At 68.7% G+C, this 20,538-nt stretch carries 16 protein-coding genes; 10 read left to right on the forward strand and 6 right to left on the reverse strand.

Annotation, left to right across the window (positions count from 1 at the left end):
- Positions 1-58 precede the first annotated feature (58 nt).
- The 4 genes from P2PM1_RS18765 (at position 59) to P2PM1_RS18780 (ending at position 4,404) form a co-directional block, all read left to right on the forward strand.
- Positions 59-1,525 carry a YcjX family protein gene (locus P2PM1_RS18765; protein ID WP_244301567.1) on the forward strand — a complete coding sequence of 489 codons (1,467 nt, stop codon included), beginning with the start codon at positions 59-61 and terminating at the stop codon, positions 1,523-1,525.
- Positions 1,522-2,598 carry a YcjF family protein gene (locus P2PM1_RS18770; protein WP_186400107.1) on the forward strand — a complete coding sequence of 359 codons (1,077 nt, stop codon included), beginning with the start codon at positions 1,522-1,524 and terminating at the stop codon, positions 2,596-2,598. Before P2PM1_RS18765 ends, P2PM1_RS18770 begins: the two co-directional genes overlap by 4 nt.
- Positions 2,599-2,870: 272 nt before the next feature.
- On the forward strand, positions 2,871-3,077 hold the full coding sequence (locus P2PM1_RS18775) for a hypothetical protein (protein WP_186396883.1): 207 nt from the start codon (positions 2,871-2,873) through the stop codon (positions 3,075-3,077).
- Between the two features lie 142 nt (positions 3,078-3,219).
- A complete protein-coding gene (locus P2PM1_RS18780; protein ID WP_186400108.1) occupies positions 3,220-4,404 on the forward strand; it encodes a VWA domain-containing protein in 1,185 nt (394 codons plus the stop codon).
- Positions 4,405-4,793: 389 nt separating this feature from the next.
- Here the strand turns inward: P2PM1_RS18780 and P2PM1_RS18785 are convergent, their stop codons facing one another.
- A complete protein-coding gene (locus P2PM1_RS18785; RefSeq protein WP_186400109.1) occupies positions 4,794-5,567 on the reverse strand; it encodes a helix-turn-helix domain-containing protein in 774 nt (257 codons plus the stop codon).
- 731 nt (positions 5,568-6,298) lie between these two features.
- Between P2PM1_RS18785 and P2PM1_RS18790 the strand changes: the two genes are divergently transcribed.
- Positions 6,299-6,595 carry a hypothetical protein gene (locus P2PM1_RS18790; protein ID WP_186400110.1) on the forward strand — a complete coding sequence of 99 codons (297 nt, stop codon included), beginning with the start codon at positions 6,299-6,301 and terminating at the stop codon, positions 6,593-6,595.
- The gene (locus P2PM1_RS18795; RefSeq protein ID WP_186400111.1) at positions 6,595-6,738 is read left to right on the forward strand and encodes a hypothetical protein; all 144 of its coding nucleotides are present in this window, start codon (positions 6,595-6,597) and stop codon (positions 6,736-6,738) included. The genes P2PM1_RS18790 and P2PM1_RS18795 overlap by 1 nt, the downstream gene beginning before the upstream one ends.
- A gap of 1,121 nt (positions 6,739-7,859) precedes the next feature.
- Here P2PM1_RS18795 and P2PM1_RS18800 read toward each other — a convergent pair.
- On the reverse strand, positions 7,860-8,825 hold the full coding sequence (locus P2PM1_RS18800; protein WP_186400112.1) for an AraC family transcriptional regulator: 966 nt from the start codon (positions 8,823-8,825) through the stop codon (positions 7,860-7,862).
- Positions 8,826-8,904: 79 nt separating this feature from the next.
- On the opposite strand from P2PM1_RS18800, the gene P2PM1_RS18805 reads away from it, so the two are divergent.
- The 3 genes from P2PM1_RS18805 (at position 8,905) to P2PM1_RS18815 (ending at position 12,706) form a co-directional block, all read left to right on the forward strand.
- Entirely contained in the window at positions 8,905-10,107 is a 1,203-nt protein-coding gene (locus tag P2PM1_RS18805) for an MFS transporter (RefSeq protein WP_186400113.1), read from the forward strand.
- Positions 10,108-10,337: 230 nt separating this feature from the next.
- Positions 10,338-11,636, forward strand: a complete 1,299-nt coding sequence (locus tag P2PM1_RS18810; RefSeq protein WP_208985338.1) for an MFS transporter — start codon at positions 10,338-10,340, stop codon at positions 11,634-11,636.
- 200 nt (positions 11,637-11,836) lie between these two features.
- Positions 11,837-12,706: a GyrI-like domain-containing protein gene (locus P2PM1_RS18815; RefSeq protein ID WP_186400114.1), complete on the forward strand. Its 870-nt coding sequence runs from the start codon at positions 11,837-11,839 to the stop codon at positions 12,704-12,706.
- A 55-nt stretch (positions 12,707-12,761) separates the two neighbouring features.
- Here P2PM1_RS18815 and P2PM1_RS18820 read toward each other — a convergent pair whose 3' ends face one another.
- The 3 genes from P2PM1_RS18820 to P2PM1_RS18830 all read right to left on the reverse strand — a co-directional run bounded on the left by P2PM1_RS18820 (position 12,762) and on the right by P2PM1_RS18830 (position 14,233).
- Positions 12,762-13,082, reverse strand: a complete 321-nt coding sequence (locus P2PM1_RS18820) for a 2Fe-2S iron-sulfur cluster-binding protein (RefSeq protein ID WP_186386154.1) — start codon at positions 13,080-13,082, stop codon at positions 12,762-12,764.
- Between the two features lie 107 nt (positions 13,083-13,189).
- On the reverse strand, positions 13,190-13,633 hold the full coding sequence (locus P2PM1_RS18825) for an Hpt domain-containing protein (RefSeq protein WP_186400115.1): 444 nt from the start codon (positions 13,631-13,633) through the stop codon (positions 13,190-13,192).
- Between the two features lie 285 nt (positions 13,634-13,918).
- Positions 13,919-14,233, reverse strand: a complete 315-nt coding sequence (locus tag P2PM1_RS18830) for a hypothetical protein (RefSeq protein ID WP_208985339.1) — start codon at positions 14,231-14,233, stop codon at positions 13,919-13,921.
- A 257-nt stretch (positions 14,234-14,490) separates the two neighbouring features.
- Between P2PM1_RS18830 and P2PM1_RS18835 the strand changes: the two genes are divergently transcribed.
- Positions 14,491-19,950, forward strand: coding sequence for an apolipoprotein A1/A4/E family protein (locus tag P2PM1_RS18835; protein WP_186400116.1), 5,460 nt, complete (start codon positions 14,491-14,493; stop codon positions 19,948-19,950).
- A 345-nt stretch (positions 19,951-20,295) separates the two neighbouring features.
- Here the strand turns inward: P2PM1_RS18835 and P2PM1_RS25260 are convergent.
- Positions 20,296-20,538: hypothetical protein (locus P2PM1_RS25260; protein WP_208985340.1), on the reverse strand; the 243-nt coding region annotated here is incomplete at its 5' end.

A 20,538-nucleotide genomic window follows, 5' to 3' on the forward strand; every position in this document is an offset into this window, starting at 1 on the left:
CGGCCTTGCGCTTGCAACGCAGGGGCCGCTTCCCCACATGGGCTGGCGGAGACACACCGTGACGCGACGCAGCTTCCTCACCCGCGTGACCGACGAGGTCCGCTATTCCATCGAGAACATCGCCGAGACCGCGTCGACGCTGGGAACGCCGACGCTGCGGCTCGGGGTGACCGGCCTGTCGCGCGCCGGCAAGACGGTGTTCATCACCGCGCTGGTGCACAACCTGATCCATGGCGGCCGGCTGCCGCTGTTCGAGGCCGCTGCCGGCGGACGGATCGCCCGCGCCTATCTGGAGCCGCAGCCGGACGACAACGTGCCGCGCTTCGATGTCGAGGCGCATGTCGACACGCTGTTGAAGGAGCGGATCTGGCCGCAATCGACGCGGCAGGTCTCGGAACTGCGGCTGACCATCGAATTCGACTCTGCGCATTTCCTGTCGCGGGCGCTCGGACGCGGCAAGCTGCATCTCGACATCGTCGACTATCCGGGCGAATGGCTGCTCGACCTGCCGCTGCTGGAAAAGGACTTCCGCACGTTTTCCGCTGAGGCCCTGGCCCGTGCGAGGGAGCCGGGGCGCGAGACGGTCGCCGCCGCCTATCTCGAAATCCTTGCCGAGACCGATCCGGGCGCGGAGGCCGACGAGCCGCAGGCCCGGCGCCTTGCCGCCGCCTATACCGACTATCTGCGCGCCTGCCGCGAGGACGAGCGGGCGCTCTCCATGCTGCCGCCCGGCCGCTTCCTGATGCCGGGCGACCTGGAGGGCTCGCCCGCCCTCACCTTCGCCCCGCTCGATCTTGCCGGCCACGACGGCCCGCTCAAGCCCGGCTCGCTGGCGGCGATGATGGAGCGCCGCTATGAGGCCTACAAGAAGCATGTGGTGCGGCCGTTCTTCCGCGACCACTTCGCCCGCCTCGACCGCCAGATCGTGCTGGTCGACGCGCTCAACGCGCTGAATGCCGGGCCCGCCGCGCTGGCCGACCTGGAGGCCGCGCTGGCCGAGATCCTCTCGGCCTTCCGGCCCGGCAAGGTGGCGCGGATCTTCTCGATCTTCGCCCGGCGCATCGACCGCATCCTGTTCGCCGCGACCAAGGCCGACCATCTCAACCGCGCCGATCACGACCGGCTGGAAGCGATCCTGCGCCGCCTCGTCGGGCGGGCGATCGAGCGCGCCGAATATGGCGGCGCCGAGGTCGATGTGCTGGCGCTCGCCGCGATCCGGGCAACGCGCGAGGCGAGCCTCACCCATCACGGCGAGACCATGCCGGCGATCCTCGGCACGCCGCTCACCGGCGAGCGCGTCAACGGCGAGACCTATGACGGGCGCACGGAAATCGCGCTGTTCCCCGGCGATCTGCCCGACGATCCGGAGGTGCTGTTCGCCGCCGATGCCCCGGCCTCCTCGGTGCGCTTCGTGCGGTTCCGCCCGCCCGAGCTGCAGGTGACCGCCGAGGGCGTCAAGCTGTCGCTGCCGCATATCCGTCTCGACCGCGCCCTGCAGTTCCTCATCGGAGACCGGCTGGCATGACCTCGAGAGACGACAGCCTGCGGCGGGACCGCAAACCGGCTGCCTTCCGCCTGGACGACGCCCGCGTGCGCATGAGCGCGGAGGACGACGTGCAGCCGACCCTGTCCGGCGAGGCGCGGATCGTGCCGACCCGCGAGGGCGAGATCGCCGGGCTGCCGGCGCCCGAGCGCAAGGCCGGCATCCGCTGGGGCCGCTGGTTCGCCATCGGCCTCGGTGGGCTGGTGTCGCTGGCGGTGGGGCTGTCGGTCGACGCGCTGATCCGCGACCTGTTCTCGCGCACCGACTGGCTCGGCTGGCTCGGCATCGGCCTTGCCGCGCTGGCGGCGCTCGGCGCCCTCGGCCTGATCCTGCGCGAAATCGTCGGGCTCCTGCGCCTGCGCCGCATCGATGCCCTGCGGCAGACCTTCGCCCTGGCGGCGGAGACCGACGACCAGGACAAGGCCCGCGCGGGCCTGCGCGAGCTCGTCGCGCTCTATGGCGAGCGCCCGGAAACCGCCCGCGGGCGCAATGCCTTGAGCGGCCACATGCGCGAGATCATCGACGGCCGTGACCTCGTCGTCCTGGCCGAGCGGGACCTGCTGAAGGAGCTGGACGCGCGCGCCGTGCGCATCGTCAAGGACAGCGTCAAGCGGGTGTCCGTCGTCACCGCGATCTCGCCGCGCGCCGCCCTCGACCTTGCCATCGTGCTGATCGAGAACCTGCGGATCATGCGCCGCCTCGCCGCGCTCTATGGCGGCCGCCCCGGCCTTCTCGGCTTCCTGCGGCTCGCCCGCCATGTCGGTGCGCATCTGGCGATGACCGGCGGCATGGCGGCCGGGGACAGTCTCGTCTCGCAACTGCTCGGCCACGGCCTTGCCGCGCGGCTCTCCGCCCGCCTCGGCGAGGGTGTCGTCAACGGGCTGCTGACCGCCCGCGTCGGCATCGCCGCCATCGAGGTCTGCCGCCCCGTCCCCTTCATCGGCAAGCCGGGGCCGGGCGTCTCCGACGTGATGGGCGAGCTGTTCCGCGCCGACCCGGAAGCCAAGGCCTTGCTGGAAAAGGCGGAAGCGCAGGCGAAGGACGCCCGCCCCTGACCGACGTCCGCCGCATCATGAAATTTTGACTAGAATATATTTTCAAATGCATCTTCAGGATGTATTCTTTCTACCGACGCCGTTTTTTGCGGATCATTCCGCACTGGTGTCTGTTTTTCCTGCGATTTTCAAAAAGGCGTTCACGCAAGGGGGGGTCTGAAATGGCTACATGCGATGCCGGACACGGCTGCTCAATCACCTGCTCGAATGGTTGTGGCGCCGTCTACAACCACACCACTGGAGCCTGCACCACGTGGTGCGAGCCGAGTGCCATGAGCGTCAGCCCGGATACGTTCGACGGCAAGTTCTCGATCGAGATCAACGATATGTCCGTTGCGGCACTTTCCACCGCACTCGGCGAGAAGCACCTCGACGGCGGCTTCAAGCAACTTGCGGGGTCGGGCGGCCGGGTCTCGTTCAAGATGGAATCGACCGACGTCGGTGGCGTGATCGAACAGATCCGGAAGCAGGCAGGCTAGCACTACTTTGGCAGATTTTTAGCCGAGAGGGTCTGCGGCAGTGGGGACACCTGCACGCCCCGCGCCACGGCGCGGGGTGCAATGGCGCGGGACAGCGGCTCGGCATCTCGACAAGCGCCCGCGTTCTCCCTAACCTTCGCCCATGTTCCTGACCTTCCTGACCAACCTGCGCGCCGCCGGCCTGCCCGTCTCCTTGCGGGAATATCTGACGCTGCTGGAAGCGCTGAAGGCCGACCTCGCCGACAAGAGCGTGGAGGATTTCTATTACCTCTCGCGCACCTGCCTGGTGAAGGACGAGGCCAATCTCGACCGCTTCGACAAGGTGTTCGGCCAGACCTTCAACGGCCTGGAGCTCGGCGGCGGCGGCGACGGCACGCAGGCGCGCGAGCTGCCGGAGGAGTGGCTGCGCAAGCTCGCCGAAAAGCACCTGACGGAGGAGGAAAAGGCGCAGATCGAGGCGCTCGGCGGCTTCGACAAGCTGATGGAGACGCTGCGCGAGCGCCTCAAGGAGCAGCAGGGGCGGCATCAGGGCGGCAGCAAGTGGATCGGCACGGCCGGCACCTCGCCCTTCGGCGCCTATGGCTACAACCCGGAAGGCGTGCGCATCGGCCAGGCGGAAAGCCGCCATCGGCGGGCGGTGAAAGTGTGGGACAAGCGCGCCTTCCGCGACCTCGACGGCACGGTGGAACTGGGCACCCGCAACATCAAGGTCGCCCTCAAGCGGCTGCGCCGCTTCGCCCGCCAGGGCGCCCATGACGAGCTCGATCTCGACGACACGATCCGCGCCACCGCCCATCGCGGCCTGCTCGACATCCGGATGCGGCCCGAGCGACGCAACGCCGTGAAAGTGCTGCTGTTTTTCGACATCGGCGGGTCGATGGACGACCATATCCGGGTCTGCGAGGAACTGTTCTCGGCCGCGCGCTCCGAGTTCAAGGTGATGGAGTATTTCTACTTCCACAATTGCCCGTATGAATTCGTCTGGAAAAACAACGCGCGCCGCCATTCCGAGCGCATCCCGACCTTCGATGTGCTGCACAAGTACGGCCCCGACTACAAGCTGATCTTCGTCGGCGATGCCTCGATGAGCCCCTACGAGATCGCCTATGCCGGCGGCTCGGTGGAGCACTGGAACGAGGAGGCCGGCTCGGTCTGGGTCGAGAGGCTCGCCGGCCACTACGCCCGCAGCGTCTGGCTCAACCCGGTCGCCGAACGGCACTGGGGCTACACCCATTCGATCCAGATGATCCGGGAACTGATGGGCGGGCGCCACTATCCGCTGACGCTGAACGGGCTCGAAGCGGCGATGAAGGAACTGTCGCGCTAGCGAAGCGGGGATAGGCGCCGAACTCTCCCCGGCTGAGCCGCGCAAGGCGGCCGGCTTGTCCCCGTTTTGGCGTTGGAAGCGGCCGAAACGGGTAATCCCCGGCCCGAAGCGCTCTCCCCGCACCGTCCCCGCCGGGATCCGTCAGGCGCCGCCGGTCGGCGCGATCCTCTCCCCCGCCTGTCCCCGCGCGAGAGAGAGTGCGAAATTGCGCGAGATTGCGAAAATCGTCGCAAATTTCGAGACTCGGACATCAAATCCGTCTCAATTCGCCGCAAACCGGCGCAAATTTCGAGAAATCGGCGATTCTTGCCAAGGCACGCCGGGGATAGGCTTCGCCGCCACCGGAACCAGCATCGGCAAGACGCGGAAGCGGCTCGCCGGACGCACCCTCAGTCGCCGAAGTAACGGCCGGGCGTGACGCCGAAGGACTTCTTGAACGAGGCGACGAAGGCGCTCGGCCCCTCATAGCCGAGCCGGTCGGCGACCTCGCCGACGGAGAGGCCCTGCGACAGCCACTCGACCGCCTTCATCAGCTTGGCCTGCCGCCGCCAGGCGCGGAAGGAGAGGCCCGTCTCAGCCGGAAAATGCCGCTCGAAGGAGCGCAGCGACAGGTTGGCCCGCGCCGCAAGGTCGCTGGCCGACAGATCGGCGGCCGGATCGTCGATCAGCGGGCGGATCGCCTCGCGCAGGCGCGGCTCCTCCGGGATCGGCAGATGCAGCGGCGCGACGCGCGAGGCGGCGATCTGGTCGACCAGCACGGCCGTCAGCCGCCCGGTCGGGCTGTCCGGGTCATAATCCGGCGGAGAAGACATGAAGGCGAGGATCAGCTCCTTGAGCAAGGGCGTCACCTGCACCACGAAGGGCGTTTCCGGCATCGCCGGCAGGCCGTCGGGCCGCATGTAGAGAAAGCGGACGTCGGTCTCAGTGTGATAGGTGGAATGGTGGACGATGCCGGGCGGGATGAAGATCGCCCGCTCCGGCGGCACGACGAAGCTGCCGCCCTGCGTCACCACGGTCACCGACCCGCGCAGGATATGGAAGAGCTGGGCCCGCTCGTGCATGTGCGGCCTGGTCACGGCGCCGGGCCGTTCGGTGCCGATGAAGGAGATGATCGGGTCCGGATGGTCCTCCGGAAACTTGTTGAGGCGCAGCGGATGGATCACGGGATCACCGATATCGGAAGGCCAGGCCCCAGCATACAGAGCGCGCACCGCCCGCGCCACGCCTGAGAGGGCGAACGGCACCGGCGTTTTCGGTCCCGGCCAGTGGAAATGCAAAAATAAAACCCGGAATGATCTGCAAAAATATTTCAGATAATAAAATAGAAACCCGGAAAAACGTGCTACAGTACGATCATCATCATGATTGGAACTCAATTCGGCGTCATGATGAATTCCGCAATTCAAGAGATATCCGAATTCAAGAGCTGCCCGAATTCAAGAGATGCGGGCAGAAATCGATAGCCATCGGGCTGGCCGCGGCGGCACCACCAGACAACAGCACGACGACCGTCCCCGGATCTCCTGGCCCCGGATCTCTTGGCCCCGGATCTCCTGGCCCCGGATCGTCTGGCCCGACCCGGAAGATGCCGGGACTCCATTCCAGGCCGTGAAGGTCGACACCATGACCACGCGCACACGGACCACGCGCACACGCCAACCGGCGTCCACTTCCAGGGCTCCTTATCTGTTGTCCGGCGTCGTCGAGCCGCAGCCACCGGGCGACGACCAGGTCGACCGGGAAGAGGCGTTGATCGGGGGCCTGTCCTGGACCGTCCGGAGACGGGTGGGATCTTCATTCACCTGCCGGCAATCGGCGTGCGGGCAGCGATCCGGCAGTTGGTGCCGATCGACCCGGCCGAGACAGATGCCGTGACCGAAAAGGAAACTCGGAGATGACAGCAACACTCTTCACCCGGCGCAGAGCCGGTCCGCCCGCCGCCGAACAGGGGCCGCACCTGCTAAGGGTCGGACAGGACGTCCGCCTGAGGACCATACGGGGCAGGCAGGCGAGCAAGGGCGATATCTACCGCATCACCGGCGTCATGCCCGTGGAGGCCGGCGCTCCCCAATACCGCATCCGCAATGCCGAAGAGAACCACGAGCGGGTGGCGATGCAGGACGAACTGGAGCCGATCGACACGTCCGGTTCCGGCGCCCAGGCAAGCTTGATGAAAAGGACGTTTGGATAATGGCCAAGGGACAAAAGCGTAGCAACCGGGAAATCCGCAAGCCCAAGCAGGCGAAGACGGAGGCGAAACCGGAGATCCCCTTCGCCAACCGGGTCAAGCTCTCCGCCATGGAGGCCGCCCCGCGCCAGAAGGGCAAGGGCTGACGATCGGGCGGCCTGCTTGCGGAAAGCGGCACTCTCAAAGGCTGCCGAAGAAGGCGCGGCGGAATGCCTCTCCTTGCGTCTTCCCGCGTCTTCCCGGACAAGCATCGCGAGATCCGGGAACCATTGGCACCCTCGGCAGGCGTGAGGTGTGAAAGCCCCTCCCCGGCGTCGTCCCGGACGAGGCCGAAGGCCGATGATCCGGGAGCCGTTGGCACCCTCAGCCGGCGTGGGACGGGAGCGGCGGCCGTCGTGCCGTCCTCTTCGCGCCTACCTCTCTCTTCGTCATTCCGGCCAAGCGAAGCGCGAGCCGGAACCGGGGAGGCACAGTGCGCGCTTTTTTCTTGAGCGTTTCCGTGTGTTCTTGAGCGTTTCCGTGGCCGCCCTCGGCTCTCCGATCCCGCATCTCCGCTTCGCTGCGTGCGGGATGACGCTGGGAGAGAGCAGTGCGGGAGGACGCGGGGAGGGGGTGCATCGCCACCTCCCCGGCTGTCACGCCTGCGCAGGCAGGCGTCCAGTATCCGCTGGGGCGGATAGTGGCGCGAAGCTAGCCGCCACCGGCGTTCCGGCGGCGGCGCCGAGGCTCGACTCGAACCGCTCGTGGTTACTGGTTCCCGGTCTCCGGCTGCGCCGGAACCGGGATGACATCCTGCGGGTGGGGCTCGCGCGGACGTGTCCTCGCCGCCGCTCTGGGAACGAATGGCCCCCGGCGCGCGGCTTCGCCTTGGCCGGGGTGACCTCGGAGGGTGGGGTGACGCGACGGGGATGACCTCGGAAGGGATGCGAGGCGGCTCCTCCTCCCCGGCGTCTTCCCGGACGAGGCCGAAGGCCGATGATCCGGGAGCCATTGGCACCCTCAGCCGGCGTGGGACGGGAGGGGCGGCCGTCGTGCCGTCCTCTTCGCGCCTACCTCTCTCTTCGTCATTCCGGCCAAGCGAAGCGCGAGCCGGAACCGGGGAGCCAGAAGCGGTCGTGGAGTCCGGCGGGAGCGCGCCAATAAGCTCTCGGCTCGCCGATCCCGCATCTGCGCTTCGCTCCGTGCGGGATGACGCTGGGAGGGGGCGGGGCGAAGCTAGCCGCCACCGGCGTTTGTGGTGGGATTGGGGAGCGCCGTCGAGAGGTCCTCAGCGCGCCTTTCTGGCCTGACCGGGAGGCGTTCCGACAACGCGCTTGTAGGCGCGGCTGAAGGCGGCCTGCGACTGATAGCCGAGGCGGTGGGCGACCTCCTCGACCGGCAGCCGGTCGCGGGTCAGCCACTGCGCGGCAAGGCGCATTCGCAAGGAGGCGACATAGCGCAGCGGCGTGGTGCCGGTGGCGGCGGCAAAGCGCTCGGCGAAGACCGAGCGCGAACTGCCCATCGTCGCGGCCATGTCCACAAGGGTCCAGTTGCGCCCCGGATCGCGGTGCAGCGCCGCCAGCACCCGGCCGAGGCGCGCATCGCGCAAGGCCGCGACCCAACCGGTGGCATCGCCGCAGCCGCACTCGACCCAGGTGCGGATGACCGAGACGGCAACGACCTCGGCGAGCCGCGCCAGGATGCTGGCCGACCCCGCCCGGTCCCCCGTCATCTCGCGCTCCATCGCATCGAGCAGCGGCCGCACCTCCGCCTGCTGGCCCGTCGGCGCGCTGACGAGGAGAAACTCCGGCATCAGCTCGATCAGGGGATGCAGCGTGTCGAGCTCCAGTTGCATCCGGGCGGTGAAGATCAGCACGTCGCGGGAGCGGCATTGCTCCTCCTCCAGCGCGTCGACCCGGCAGATGCCCGGGCATAGCGGGACGGCCTCATAACTGTCGAACGGCCGGATATCGACCCCCGGCCCCGAGACGATGGCATGCGCGCCGCCGCGCGGCAGCAGCACCGCATCGCCGCAGGAAATCGGCATCCTCTCGCCGGACGGCGTCCTGAGCACCGCGGCGCCATGCGCGACGAAGTGGAACCAGGCTTCCCGCGCCTCGGCAAAGCCGATGCCAAAGGGCGCGGAGAAGCGCAGCCTGCTGTAGCTGGCGCCGCGCAGCCGCATGCCCATCAGCAGTTCGCTGACGGGATCGGGGAGCGGCGATTGCTGAATTCCGGACGATCGGTCAAGCATGGCGGAAATTCTGGCATGGATCGTCTGGGAAATCCAGCCATCTTAGGGACAACTCTCTGACCACGGGTGGATCCCACAGATGACTGACAGACCTATCGCTGCCGGCGCGCCGGCCGCCTCCATGGCGCCCGCCTGGGCCGCCGTCTTTTCCATGAGCCTCGGCGTCTTCGGCCTGGTCGGCGCCGAATTCCTGCCCGCCAGCCTGCTGACCCCGATGGCCGCCGATCTCGGCATCACCGAAGGTCTTGCCGGCCAGGCGGTCACCGCGACCGCCGCGATGGGCGTGGTCGCCAGCCTGACCGTCGCCGCCCTCACCCACCGCATCGACCGGAAGCTGGTGCTGATCGGCTTCTCCCTGCTGCTGATCGTCTCCAACCTGATCGTTGCCTTTGCCGGCAGTGTCGAGGTGCTGCTGGCGGGCCGGCTGCTGCTCGGCGCCGCGCTCGGCGGCTTCTGGTCGCTCTCAACTGCCGTCGTCATGCGCCTGGTGCCGGAAGCGAGCGTGCCCAAGGCCCTGTCGATCATGGTTTCCGGCGTCTCGGCGGCGACGATCTTCGCCGCCCCGGTCGGCAGCTATCTCGGCGATCTGATCGGCTGGCGCCTGGTCTTCGCCGGGGCCGCCGGACTGGCGGTCGTGGTGCTGGCGGTGCAACTGGCGACCCTCCCCGCCCTGCCGCCGCGCGGCCGCTCGCGGCTCTCGACCCTGGCCGTGCTGATGTCGCGCCGGCACATCGCCCTCGCCATGCTGGCCGTGCTGATGGTCTTCGCCGGGCATATGTCGCTGTTCACCTATATCCGGCCGTTCCTCGAGACCATCACCGGGATCGGCGTCACCGCCATCTCCGCGACGCTGCTGGCCTTCGGCATCGCCTGCTTCGCCGGCAACTATCTCGGCAGCCTGCTGGTCGCCCGTTCGCTGCGCCTGACGCTGGCGCTCGCGCCGCTCGCCATTGCCACCCTGGCCTTCCTGCTCACCAATCTCGGCGCCAGCTTCCCCTCCACGCTCGCGATCATCACGCTGTGGGGCCTGGCCTTCGGCACGGTGCCGGTCGCCTGGTCGGCCTGGATCTCGCGGGCCGTCGCGGACGAGGCGGAAAGCGCCGGCGGGCTGCTGGTCGCGGCGATCAACCTCGCCATTGCCGCCGGCGCCGCCATTGGCGGCCTGGTGCTGGACCTCAGCGGCGTCACCAGCGTGTTTCTGACCAGCGGTTCGGTGCTGGTGCTGGCGAGCCTGACCGTGCTTGCCGGGGTCCAGACCGGCCGGGCGCCGGCGCGAGCCTGAGCCCCCCGCTTCCCCGCTCCGCTCACCCCCGCTCCCGCCGCATACCCTTGCGGCGGGAGCCTTCTGGCGTCTCGGAAACATAAATTGACAAAATAGCGATAACACGCAACGCGCGGCTCGGGTTAGAGAAGACCAACGAGGCTGGGCGGTTCCAGCCCCTTCCTTCCGGAGCGGCCCGCGCCCTTGCGACGCGCCGCCCCGTCCCCCACCCCCTGTTGCGGATCCAGGCAATGTCCGAGCGTGTTTCCTCAAGACCGGCCGAGCCGGTTCCCGCCTTCGCCGCCGCCGAGGCCGGCGCTGCCCTGCCCGGCTCGCGCCCCGCCGGCGGTGCGCCGACCGGCACCGGCTGGCGCTCCCCCCTCGTGCTGCTGATGATCATGGCGGCGGCGATGCAACTGTCCTTCGCCGCCTGGTGGAACCTCATGAACAATTTCGCCGTTCATGAACTCGGCTTCACCGGGCGCGAGATCGGCATCCAGCAGTCGATCCGCGAGATTCCCGGCCTGCTCGCCTTCACCGCGATCTACCTGCTGCTGTTCATGCGCGAACAGACGCTGGCCTATCTGTCGCTGGCGCTGCTCGGCATCGGCGTCGCCGCCACCGGCTATTTCCCGACGATCTGGGGCTTCTACCTGACCACGCTCGTGATGTCGGTGGGCTTCCACTACTACGAGACGATGAACCAGTCGCTGTCGCTGCAATGGCTGCCCAAGGAACGGGCCGCCGCCGGCATGGGCAAGATCCTGTCGATCGGCGCCGCCGCCCAGCTCGTCGCCTACGGCCTGATCTTCTTCGCCTGGCAGTCCCTCGAACTCAGCTTCACCACGGTGTTCCTCGTCGCCGGCCTGCTGACGCTGGTGGTCCTCGCCTTCCTCGTCATCGCCTTCCCGCAGTTTCGCGAAGGCGTGCCGCAGCGCAAGAAGATCGTCCTGCGCAAGCGCTACTGGCTGTATTACGCCCTGACCTTCATGGGCGGCGCGCGGCGGCAGATCTTCACCGTCTTCGCCGGCTTCCTGATGGTCGAGCGCTTCGGCTACGACGTCCACGAGGTCGCGGCGCTCTTCCTGGTCAACGGCGCGGTGAACATGCTGCTGGCGCCGAAGATCGGCGCCTGGATCGGCAAGGTCGGCGAGAAGACGGCCCTGACGGTGGAATATATCGGGCTGATCGGCGTCTTCGCGACCTATGCCTTCGTCACCAACGCCTATCTGGCCGGCGCGCTCTATGTGATCGATCACGCCTTCTTCGCGATCGCCATCGCCATGAAGACCTATTTCCAGAAGATCGCCGACCCGGCCGACATCGCCCCGACCGCCGGCGTCGCCTTCACCATCAACCACATCGCGGCGGTGTTCATTCCGGCGCTGTTCGGCCTGGTCTGGCTGATCTCGCCGGCCGCCGTGTTCCTGACCGGCGCGGCCATGGCCTGCGTCAGCCTGACCCTGTCGCGGCTGGTGCCCGACGCCCCGCGCGAGGGCAACGAGGTGGTGTTCTTCTGGCGCAAGCCGGTGGCCGCTGCCGCGGAATAAGGCGGGGACCGCCGATCGACACTCTCGACGGCCGGGCCAGGTGCCCGGCCGTTTCGTTTCGCAAGAGGGGTTTGCCCGGACGTTTTGTTGCAAAGGCGCCGCCGCCTGCGACAGGGTGATCTGGCGGCCGGCAAATGCGCAAGTTCTGTCAGGCGGCATCCTGTAGCACTCGTCCCTGCACCAACCGGGATCGGACAGACATGCAACGCCCCTCGACCGGCCTCGACTATGCCCAGCGCATCGCCCGCGTGGTCGACCACATCGCCCGTCATCTCGATGCGCCGCTGGATGTGGCGAGACTGGCGGAGATCGCCTGCTTCTCTCCCTTCCACTTCCACCGGATCTACCGGACCCAGACCGGCGAGACCATCGCCCAGACGGTCAGGCGCTATCGCCTGCACCGGGCAGCGGCGGACCTGGTGGGGGAAGCGTTGCCCGTGCCCCGCATCGCGCGGCGCGCCGGCTACGCCAGCACGGAGGCCTTCACACGGGCATTCGCCGCCCATTACGGCACTCCGCCGGCGGCCTTCCGCGCCCTGCCCCGCGACCCGGTGCTGTGCTACCAGAGGCAACAGGGAGACGAGACAATCATGGAAAATCTTCAGGTCCGGATCGAGGACATGGACACGCTGCGCCTTGCCGGCATCCCCCACAAGGGACCCTATATCGAGATCGGCAGCACCTTCGAGAAGACCTTCGCCTTCGCCGGCGGGGCGGGCCTGCTCGGCCCCTCGATGCGAATGATCGGGCTGTATTACGACGATCCGAATTCAGTGCCCGCGCGGGACATGAGGTCGTTTGCCGCCGTCACCCTGCCGGATGGTTTTGCGGGCGATCTGCCCGCGGGCCTGGAGCTGCGGGAGATGCCGGCCGGACGCTACGCCGTGACCCTTCACAAGGGCCCCTATGCGGACCTGCATGTGACCTGGGACAGGCTGTTCTCGGCCTGGCTGCCGCAGAGCGGCGAGGAACCGGACGACAGGCCGACGATGGAGGAATATCTCAACAATCCCCGCGAGACGGCGCAGGCGGACCTGCTCACGGCCGTCTGCCTGCCGCTGAAGGGCTGAACCGGGAAGATCGCAGGGCGGAACGGGCCGGGCGCGAAAGCCCCCGGCCCTTTCGTCAGGCCTGGCGTTCGGGAATGCGGACGACGAGGCCGTCCATCGCCTCGCTCACCTTGATCTGGCAGGACAGGCGCGAGGTCGGCTGGACGTCATAGGCGAAGTCCAGCATGTCCTCTTCCATCGGCTCGGGCGAGCCGGTGACCCCGGTCCAGCTCTCGTCGACATAGACATGGCAGGTGGCGCAGGCGCAGGCGCCGCCGCATTCGGCCTCGATGCCGGAGACCATGTTCTTGATGGCGTTCTCCATCACGGTCGAACCGACAGGGGCATCCACGACGGTTTCGGCACCGTCGGCGGCGATATAGGTGATCTTCGGCATGGGCGGCAGGTCTCGGCGCTGGAACGGCACGGGAAGTCTCTCGCTCCCGACATAACCAATCGCGCCGAAACGTCAAGCATCCTGCCGCAGATGCGCGGGGCGCGGGCTCAGCCGCGCAGGATGTCCTCGATGAAGACGCCCGCCGCCGCAACCGCCGCGCCGACATCGGCAAGGTCGGCGGACAGGCCGGCATCCAGCGCTTCCTGCTGGCGCTCGACCGAACGGGCGACCTGCCAGGCGCCGATCCCGCGCGCCGAGCCGAGCAGGGTGTGCAGCAGCCGTGCGAGCGCCGCCTCGTCGCCCGCCTCGCCGCCCGTCTCGCTCATGCGCTCCAGCAGCATGCGCGACTGCAGCACGAAGAGGCGCAGCACCTCGCGCTCGAGATCGCGATTGCCGAGCGTGTGGCGCGCGAGATGGACCAGATCGACCGGAGCGTCGAGAGCGGCGTCTGGGGAGACGTTGGGGGAGGCGCCGGTTTCGGCGCTCCCGGCGGCGGTTACCCTCTTCGCGCCGCCTCCGGCGGTGTCAACGCGTCGTGCTGTTGCCTGCATGGCGGACCCTCTCGTTGGAGCCCCCCTTTTGGAGCCCCGTTCCTCGGCCGCGAGACCGGACGCGGTCGCGCGGTGCCCGTCTGGCAGGATCGTTAAAACTGACGAAAACGAAGTTAAGCATGCCGGAGATTTCCACCGCCCCGGCCAACAAAGTGAATCTTTGGTTAACGCAGTGAAACGCTTTTTCCCCAGGCGGCGAAACTCATCGGCCGATGAGGCCCGCCGCGCCCCTGCCTGCCGACAGGCCGCCGCCGGCGGCGAGCCGGCGCGCGAGGCGGGCGAGAGCTAGCCGGAGCGGCCCGCCAGCACGGCGGCGCGGCCGGCCTCCGTCAGCCGGCAAACCAGCCAGTCGGGCTTGATCGGGTTGGAAAACCAAGGCTCTGCCCATCCCGCCGCAAGGCAGGCGCGGATGGTCGCCTCCGGCACCCGGCGCCCGTCCTGATCGAACAGCGGCAGCTTGCCGCCGGCCTGACCCAGCCCGCGCGCGAGCCAGGCGGCCTGCACGGCGGAGGGCCCGCGCGCGGTCTTGCGCGCCCCCTGTTTGCCCCTCGCGCCGCCCTTGGAAGAGGCGCCGCCGTTCCCGTTCGATGCACCGCTCATGCCCCTCATCTCCTTGTCATGACTCTGCAAATTGTTGTTCGCCTCGGCAGATTGTGTCATTAGCTTTAGATGTGCGGCAAGTTTGGGAGAGCTGCGCCAGACGACCAGAGGCCGGTCGCAGGCGCAAATGCAATGCCTCCCTTCGACGCGATTCCGGCTGATCGCCGAATCCGTCATGCCGTACAAGGTCTTGCGGCGCCGCGTTTAGCGCCGCGGCACCCGATGTGTAACGAGTACGGACGCGAGGCAAACGAGATATGGCAAATCCCCCGAAGGCGAAGGATCCCGCCGAGGCTGCCCTGTCGGCTGTCGAGGAAGCGCTGAAGATCGATTTCGGCGACCTGGACGACGGCGGCAAGGCGAGCGGGTCCGAGACCGCGAGCGCGGGACCGGCAAGCAGCGAACGCATCAGCGAGCGCATCAGCGAGCGTTCCGGCGACATCGCCGCGACATCGGCCGCCTCCGACAGTCAGCGCGCGTCGGGCCGGCGCGGGCGCGGCGGCGGACGGCCGACCTCGGCCGCCAATGACGACCGCCGCACCATCGGCAATCTCATCTATGCCCTGCAGCGCCGGCCGAGCTCGGCGCCCTTCTGGTTCGCCCTCGCCCTCAGCATCGTCTGGGTGGCGGTCGGCTGGTGGCTCGCCTCGGCCACCTTCAGCACCGAACTGTCCAGCCTCCAGAGCGCCGGCGACATCGCGTCCTCGCCCTCGCTCATCCTGCTGGCCGTCGCGGTCGCCGTGCCCGTGCTGTTCTTCTGGGCGATGGCGCTGATGATCTTCCGCGCGCAGGAAATGCGCATCGTCGCCCGCGGCATGACCGAGGTCGCCCTGCGCCTCGCCGAGCCGGAGGACGTCGCCAAGGAGTCCATTCTCAGCGTCGGCCAGGCGATCCGCCGCGAAGTCGCCGCGATGGGCGACGGCATCGAACGCGCGATCGCCCGCGCCAGCGAGCTGGAAGTCCTCGTCCACAACGAGGTTTCCTCGCTGGAGCGCTCCTATAATGACAATGAACTGAAGATCCGCGCGCTGATCGACGAACTGGTCATCCAGCGCGAGGCCGTCGTCTCCAACGCCGACCGGGTGCGCGACAGCATCACCGGCGCGCATGAGAGCCTGGCGGCGCAGTTGCAGGCGACCTCCGAGAGGATCGGCGAGATCACAGACACGGCGACCGACCGCCTCTCCGGCGCCATCGAGGCGCGCGTCAGCGAGTTCAACGCCACCGTCGACGGCCGCGTGCGCGAGATCACCGACACGTTCAGCACCGCCGGCGGCGAGCTGATCGACAACCTCGCCGCGCATGGCGAGAGCTATGTCGCCCGCCTCACCGGCACCGGCGAGATGCTGGTCGACAGCATGAGCCGCACGGGCCGCGAATTCGCCGAAACGCTGGAATCGCGCGGCACGGAGATCAACGACCGCTTCGCGACGACCGCGAACGAGTTCGTCGAGACGCTGTCGCTGCGCGGCGGCGAGATCAACGACCGTCTGGCCGAAACCTCGGCCAACCTGTTCGAGACGCTGGAGAGCCGCGGCACCGAGATCAACGACACGCTGGCGACCACCGGCGCCTCGATCGTCGACACCCTGTCGCTGCGCGGCCACGAGATCACCGAGGCCCTGACCAGCACCGGCCAGACCGTCGGCGAGACGATCACCCAGCGCGGCGAGGAGATCACCGCCAGCCTGTCGCTGACCAGCGGCAAGCTGATCGACACGATCACCACCCGCACCGAGGACCTGCTGTCGACCCTCGACAGCCGCGTCACCGGCCTCGACGCCTCGCTCGCCGAGACCGGCGACCGGGTGGTGGAGAGCATCTCGCTGCGCGGCCAGGAGGTCACCGACACGATCTCCGTCAAGGGCGCCGAGATCGTCGAGACCCTGTCCTCGCGCACCAACGAAGTGGCGGAGATCCTGCGCGGCACCGGCGAGTCCATCGTCGTCGACCTGTCCCTGCGCGGCGGCGAGATCGCCTCCAAGCTGGACGAGACGGCCGGCAGCCTGACCGAGACCATCACCGTGCGCGGCACCGAACTGGCCGACCGCCTCGGCTCCGTCGGCGACAAGATCCACGAGGCGATCTCCGTCAACGGCGAGGCCCTGGACCAGCGGCTGGAGACCCGCAGCCAGGAGATGGCCCGGCTCATCGACGGGCAGACCCGCGCCTTCCGCGCGGCGCTGGACGAGGCCTCCGGCACGCTCGGCACCTCGCTGTCGATGCATACCAGCGACTTCGCCCGCACCCTGTCGGAGACCGGCACGGAACTGGCCCATCTCATCGGCTCGCGCGGCGAGCGCGTCGCCGGCGAGCTGACCGCCATCGGCGACCGCCTCAGCCATATCCTGGACGAGCGCGGCACCAGCCTGCAGAGCGGCCTCGGCAGCCATCTCGACCAGATGGAGCACCTGATCGGCGAGCGCGGCAGCCAGTTGGTCGCCTCCTTCGACCAGCGCACCAGCGAGCTCGGCGAGACCCTCGACGGGCGTATCGAATCGCTCAATTCGACGCTCGACCTGCGCGCCGCCGCCATGGCGGATGCGCTCGACAGCCGCATCCAGGGCTTCGACGAAACCCTGTCGGGCGGCATCGAGCGCCTGTCGACGACGCTGGACGCCCGCACCGGCCAGTTCGAGACCACCCTCAACGAGCGCACCGTCGCCCTGTCGGACCTTCTGGAGGACCGCTCGCAGGCGATCACCCTGCAGCTCTCCGACAAGGTCGACCAGGTCGGCGCGACGCTGGGCGCCCGCGCCGAGGAGATCGGCACCAGCCTGTCGGAGCGCTCGCGCCTGATCGGTGAGGCGATCGAGCAGCATCTCGTCACCTTCGAGGGCTCGATCGGCTCGAAGGTCGAGCAGGCGGCGAACGCCATGTCCGACAAGGCCGAGCACCTGGCCAGCACCATGTCGCTGGGCACCGAGCGCATCGACCAGGCGCTGGATGCGCGGGCCCGCCAGATCAGCGAGACGCTGATCGCCCGCACCCGCGAGATCGCCGCCGCCTTTGTCGACGGCCAGACCGAGATGTCGAAGTCGCTGGACCAGCGCCTCACCGACGCCGGCGCGGTGCTGTCGCGCCAGAGCCAGGAACTCACCGACACGCTGTCCGACCGGATCGCCGAGATCAACGTCTCGCTCGGCTCCAAGGTGTTCGAGGTCGCCGAGACGCTCGACAGCCGCTCGGCCGAACTGGAGCGGATGCTGGCGGAGCGGCTTGCCGCGATCACCGGCACGCTGACCAGCGAGACCGAACGCGCCCGCGAGACCCTGTCCGAGGTGGTCATCGAGGCCGGCGGCACGGTCGACCGCCTGAGCGGCACGCTGTCGGGCGAAAGCAGCAAGCTCAAGGAGATCATCGAGACGACGCTCGATGAGGCGACCACCAAGCTGGAGGGCGAAGGCGCCCGCCTGCGCCAGATCGTGCTCGGCTCCATCGGCGAGGCGCGCGGCGCCCTGCAGAGCGAGAGCGAGAAGGCGGCCGGCGCCATCGTCGCCTCGATGACCGGCGCCACCGACACGCTGTCGGGCGAGGGCGACCGGCTGCGCGACCTGCTGCTCTCGGCGGTCGGCGAAGCCGCCCGCTCGCTGGCGGCGGAAAGCGAGAAGGCCCGCACCCTGTTCGTCGGCACGCTCGGCGAGATGAGCGGCGCGCTTGGCGGCGAAAGCGAGAAGGTCCGCGAGGACCTCACCCGCACGGTCGCCGATGTCGCCAGCACCCTGTCGGCGGAAAGCGAGCAGGCCCGCATGGTGCTGGCCCGCACCGTCGAGGAGATCCGCAACACCGTCTCCGGCGAGGCGGACGGCGTCCGCTCGCAGGTGGCGGGAGCCGTGCGCGCCGCCGCCGACCTCCTGGCCGAGCGCGGCAACGCGGTCGCCGAGGATCTGGTGGCCCGCGCCGATGCGCTCAACCAGGCGCTCGACGAGCGCGCCGGCACGCTGGCCGAGCTTCTCGGCACCGACGGCAACGCCGTCGTCGCCGCGATCGAGGACCGGGCCCAGGCCCTTGCCTCGCGCGTCTCGGAGATCCACGACGCGATCCTGGAGGCGATCACGGTCAAGGGCCGCGACGTCACCGACAACTTCGCCCGCACCGGCCTCGACGCCACCCGCAAGCTGGTGGAAGCCGGCGACGCGCTGGTCGCGACGCTGGACGAGCGCAGCACGTCGGCAGCCGAAGTGCTGACCCGCACCAAGGCGCAGCTCGAAGGCGACATCACCGGTCTGCTCGACCGGCTGACGGAGTCCAACGCCCTGCTCAGCGAGGTCATCGCCAATGCCGGCGACAATCTCGGCAAGGTGGAGACCTCGCTGTCGCGCAGCGCCGGCGCCTTCCGCACCGCGATCGACCGGGCGCTCAGCGAGACCTCGGCCTCGGCCGGCTCGCTGGAGAACCAGACCACGGTGCTCAAGCAGGTCTCGCAGGAGGTCCTCACGGACATTTCCTCGCTCGCCAGCCGCCTGGAAGGCCATGGCCGCATGCTCAGCGAGGCGGCCCGCAACCTCGACGAGACCAACCGCGAGGTCGACGCCCGCGTCGGCGAGCGCAAGACCGCGATCGAGGAGGTGGCGGACACGCTGCTCGCCAAGACCGAGGCGGTGGACAGCCTGATGCGGACCTTCTCCAAGCAGCTCGAATCGGCCCTTGCCGGCGCCGATCAGAAGAGCCGCGAGGTGACCAGCATGCTGACCGCCGCCGCCGAGGCGGCGACCACGGCGGTGACCGAGCAGTTCGAGTCGATGCGCCTGTCGGCGGGCCTGGAAGGCCAGAAGGCCCGCGAGGCGGTGCGCGCCGCCCAGGACGACATCGTCGCCGAAATGTCGAAGACCCTGTCGGACGCCTCCGAGCGCTTCACCGAGGCGACCAGCCGCATGCGCGACGTCGCCCGCGAGGTGCACCGGGAGCTGGAGAAGACCCGCGCCGAACTCAAGCGCGGCATTCTCGACCTGCCGGAAGAGGCGGAGCAGTCGGCCTCGGCCCTGCGCAAGATCGTCAGCGAACAGGTGCGCGCGCTCACCGAACTGTCGGAGATCGTCGCCCGCCAGTCGAACGTGCTCGACACCTCGCGCGCCGGCGAACGCACGGCAACGGCGACGCTCGCCACTGTCGCGGCGGCCGCGGCCCCTGCCCGCCAGGCGCCGGCCCCCGAGCCGGCCCCGCGCCAGCCGCCGGCGGCTCCCGCCCGCAGCGGCGAGATCCGCGGCGAACTGCGCCGCAAGACCTTGAGCGACTTCGACGCGCCGAAGCCGGCCCAGCCCGAGGCTCCGCGCAGCGGCGGCCAGGGCAAGGGCTGGGTCTCCGACCTGCTGCGCCGGGCCTCGCAGGACGAGGCCCCGACCGGCAACGAACCGCAGGGCCGCTCGCCGCTGCAGATGGTCGAGTCGCTGAACTCGCTGTCGATCGACATTGCCCGCGCGATCGACCACGAGACCTTCATCGACCTGTGGGACCGCTACAAGCAGGGCGAGAGGCACGTCTTCACGCGCCGCCTCTACACCCTGCAGGGCCAGCAGACCTTCGACGAGATCCGCCAGAAATACGCGCGCGATGCCGAGTTCCGCTCGGCGGTCGACCGCTACCTCGCCGATTTCGAGCAGTTGCTGTCCCAGGTCTCGCGCAACGACCGCGACAACATCATGAGCCAGACCTACCTGACCTCCGACACCGGCAAGGTCTATACCATGCTGGCGCATGCGAGCGGCCGGCTCGACTGAGCCGGCGGGCCAGCGGCCGGCTCGCCCGATGCGGGAAGGCGGCGGCCGGCTCGATTGAGCCGGGAAGGCGGTTCCCCCGCCCTCCCCGCACAGTGCAGATGACACGGCAGACGCGGTCCCTCGGGGCCGCGTTTGTCGTTTGGGGGTTGCCTTCGTGAGGCCCTCGGCTCGCCGGTCCCGGCTCGGCGCTGCGCGCCGTCCGGGATGACGCTGGGAGAGGATTGCGTCCCGGAGGACGCGGGGTTCGCGCGGGCGTGTCCTCGCCGCCGCTCAGGGTGCCAATGGTTCCCGGATCTCGCGATGCGCGTCCGGGGTGACCCCGGTGGGCGAGGCGGCCCCTCTCACTCAGGATGTCGTCCCGGCCAAGCGCAGCGCGAGCCGGGAACCAGAGGCACCCTCAGCAGGCATGAGGCGGAATGCGCTCCCCCACTCTCGGCTGTCATGCCTGCGAAGGCAGGCATTGGACTTGCTTCGCAAAAGTGGAGAGGGTTTCCTGGCCTTGGAGGGCTTTTGATGAAGCAGCAACGATTTACGCAGGAGTTCCGGGACGAAGCGGTTCGGCTGGTTGTTTCGGTTGGTCGTCGCCAG

The sequence above is a fragment of the Stappia sp. P2PMeth1 genome (assembly GCF_900185735.1).
In the GTDB taxonomy this organism is placed as follows: domain Bacteria; phylum Pseudomonadota; class Alphaproteobacteria; order Rhizobiales; family Stappiaceae; genus Stappia.

Excerpts from the sequence above, each read along its gene's own strand:
- P2PM1_RS18770 (WP_186400107.1), top strand. The coding sequence starts at position 1,522 with ATGACCTCGAGAGACGACAGCCTGCGGCGGGACCGCAAACCGGCTGCC.
- P2PM1_RS18775 (WP_186396883.1), top strand. The coding sequence starts at position 2,871 with ATGAGCGTCAGCCCGGATACGTTCGACGGCAAGTTCTCGATCGAGATC.
- P2PM1_RS18780 (WP_186400108.1), top strand. The coding sequence starts at position 3,220 with ATGTTCCTGACCTTCCTGACCAACCTGCGCGCCGCCGGCCTGCCCGTC.
- P2PM1_RS18790 (WP_186400110.1), top strand. The coding sequence starts at position 6,299 with ATGACAGCAACACTCTTCACCCGGCGCAGAGCCGGTCCGCCCGCCGCC.
- P2PM1_RS18795 (WP_186400111.1), top strand. The coding sequence starts at position 6,595 with ATGGCCAAGGGACAAAAGCGTAGCAACCGGGAAATCCGCAAGCCCAAG.
- P2PM1_RS18800 (WP_186400112.1), bottom strand. The coding sequence starts at position 8,825 with ATGCTTGACCGATCGTCCGGAATTCAGCAATCGCCGCTCCCCGATCCC.
- P2PM1_RS18805 (WP_186400113.1), top strand. The coding sequence starts at position 8,905 with ATGACTGACAGACCTATCGCTGCCGGCGCGCCGGCCGCCTCCATGGCG.
- P2PM1_RS18810 (WP_208985338.1), top strand. The coding sequence starts at position 10,338 with ATGTCCGAGCGTGTTTCCTCAAGACCGGCCGAGCCGGTTCCCGCCTTC.
- P2PM1_RS18815 (WP_186400114.1), top strand. The coding sequence starts at position 11,837 with ATGCAACGCCCCTCGACCGGCCTCGACTATGCCCAGCGCATCGCCCGC.
- P2PM1_RS18820 (WP_186386154.1), bottom strand. The coding sequence starts at position 13,082 with ATGCCGAAGATCACCTATATCGCCGCCGACGGTGCCGAAACCGTCGTG.
- P2PM1_RS18825 (WP_186400115.1), bottom strand. The coding sequence starts at position 13,633 with ATGCAGGCAACAGCACGACGCGTTGACACCGCCGGAGGCGGCGCGAAG.
- P2PM1_RS18830 (WP_208985339.1), bottom strand. The coding sequence starts at position 14,233 with ATGAGCGGTGCATCGAACGGGAACGGCGGCGCCTCTTCCAAGGGCGGC.
- P2PM1_RS18835 (WP_186400116.1), top strand. The coding sequence starts at position 14,491 with ATGGCAAATCCCCCGAAGGCGAAGGATCCCGCCGAGGCTGCCCTGTCG.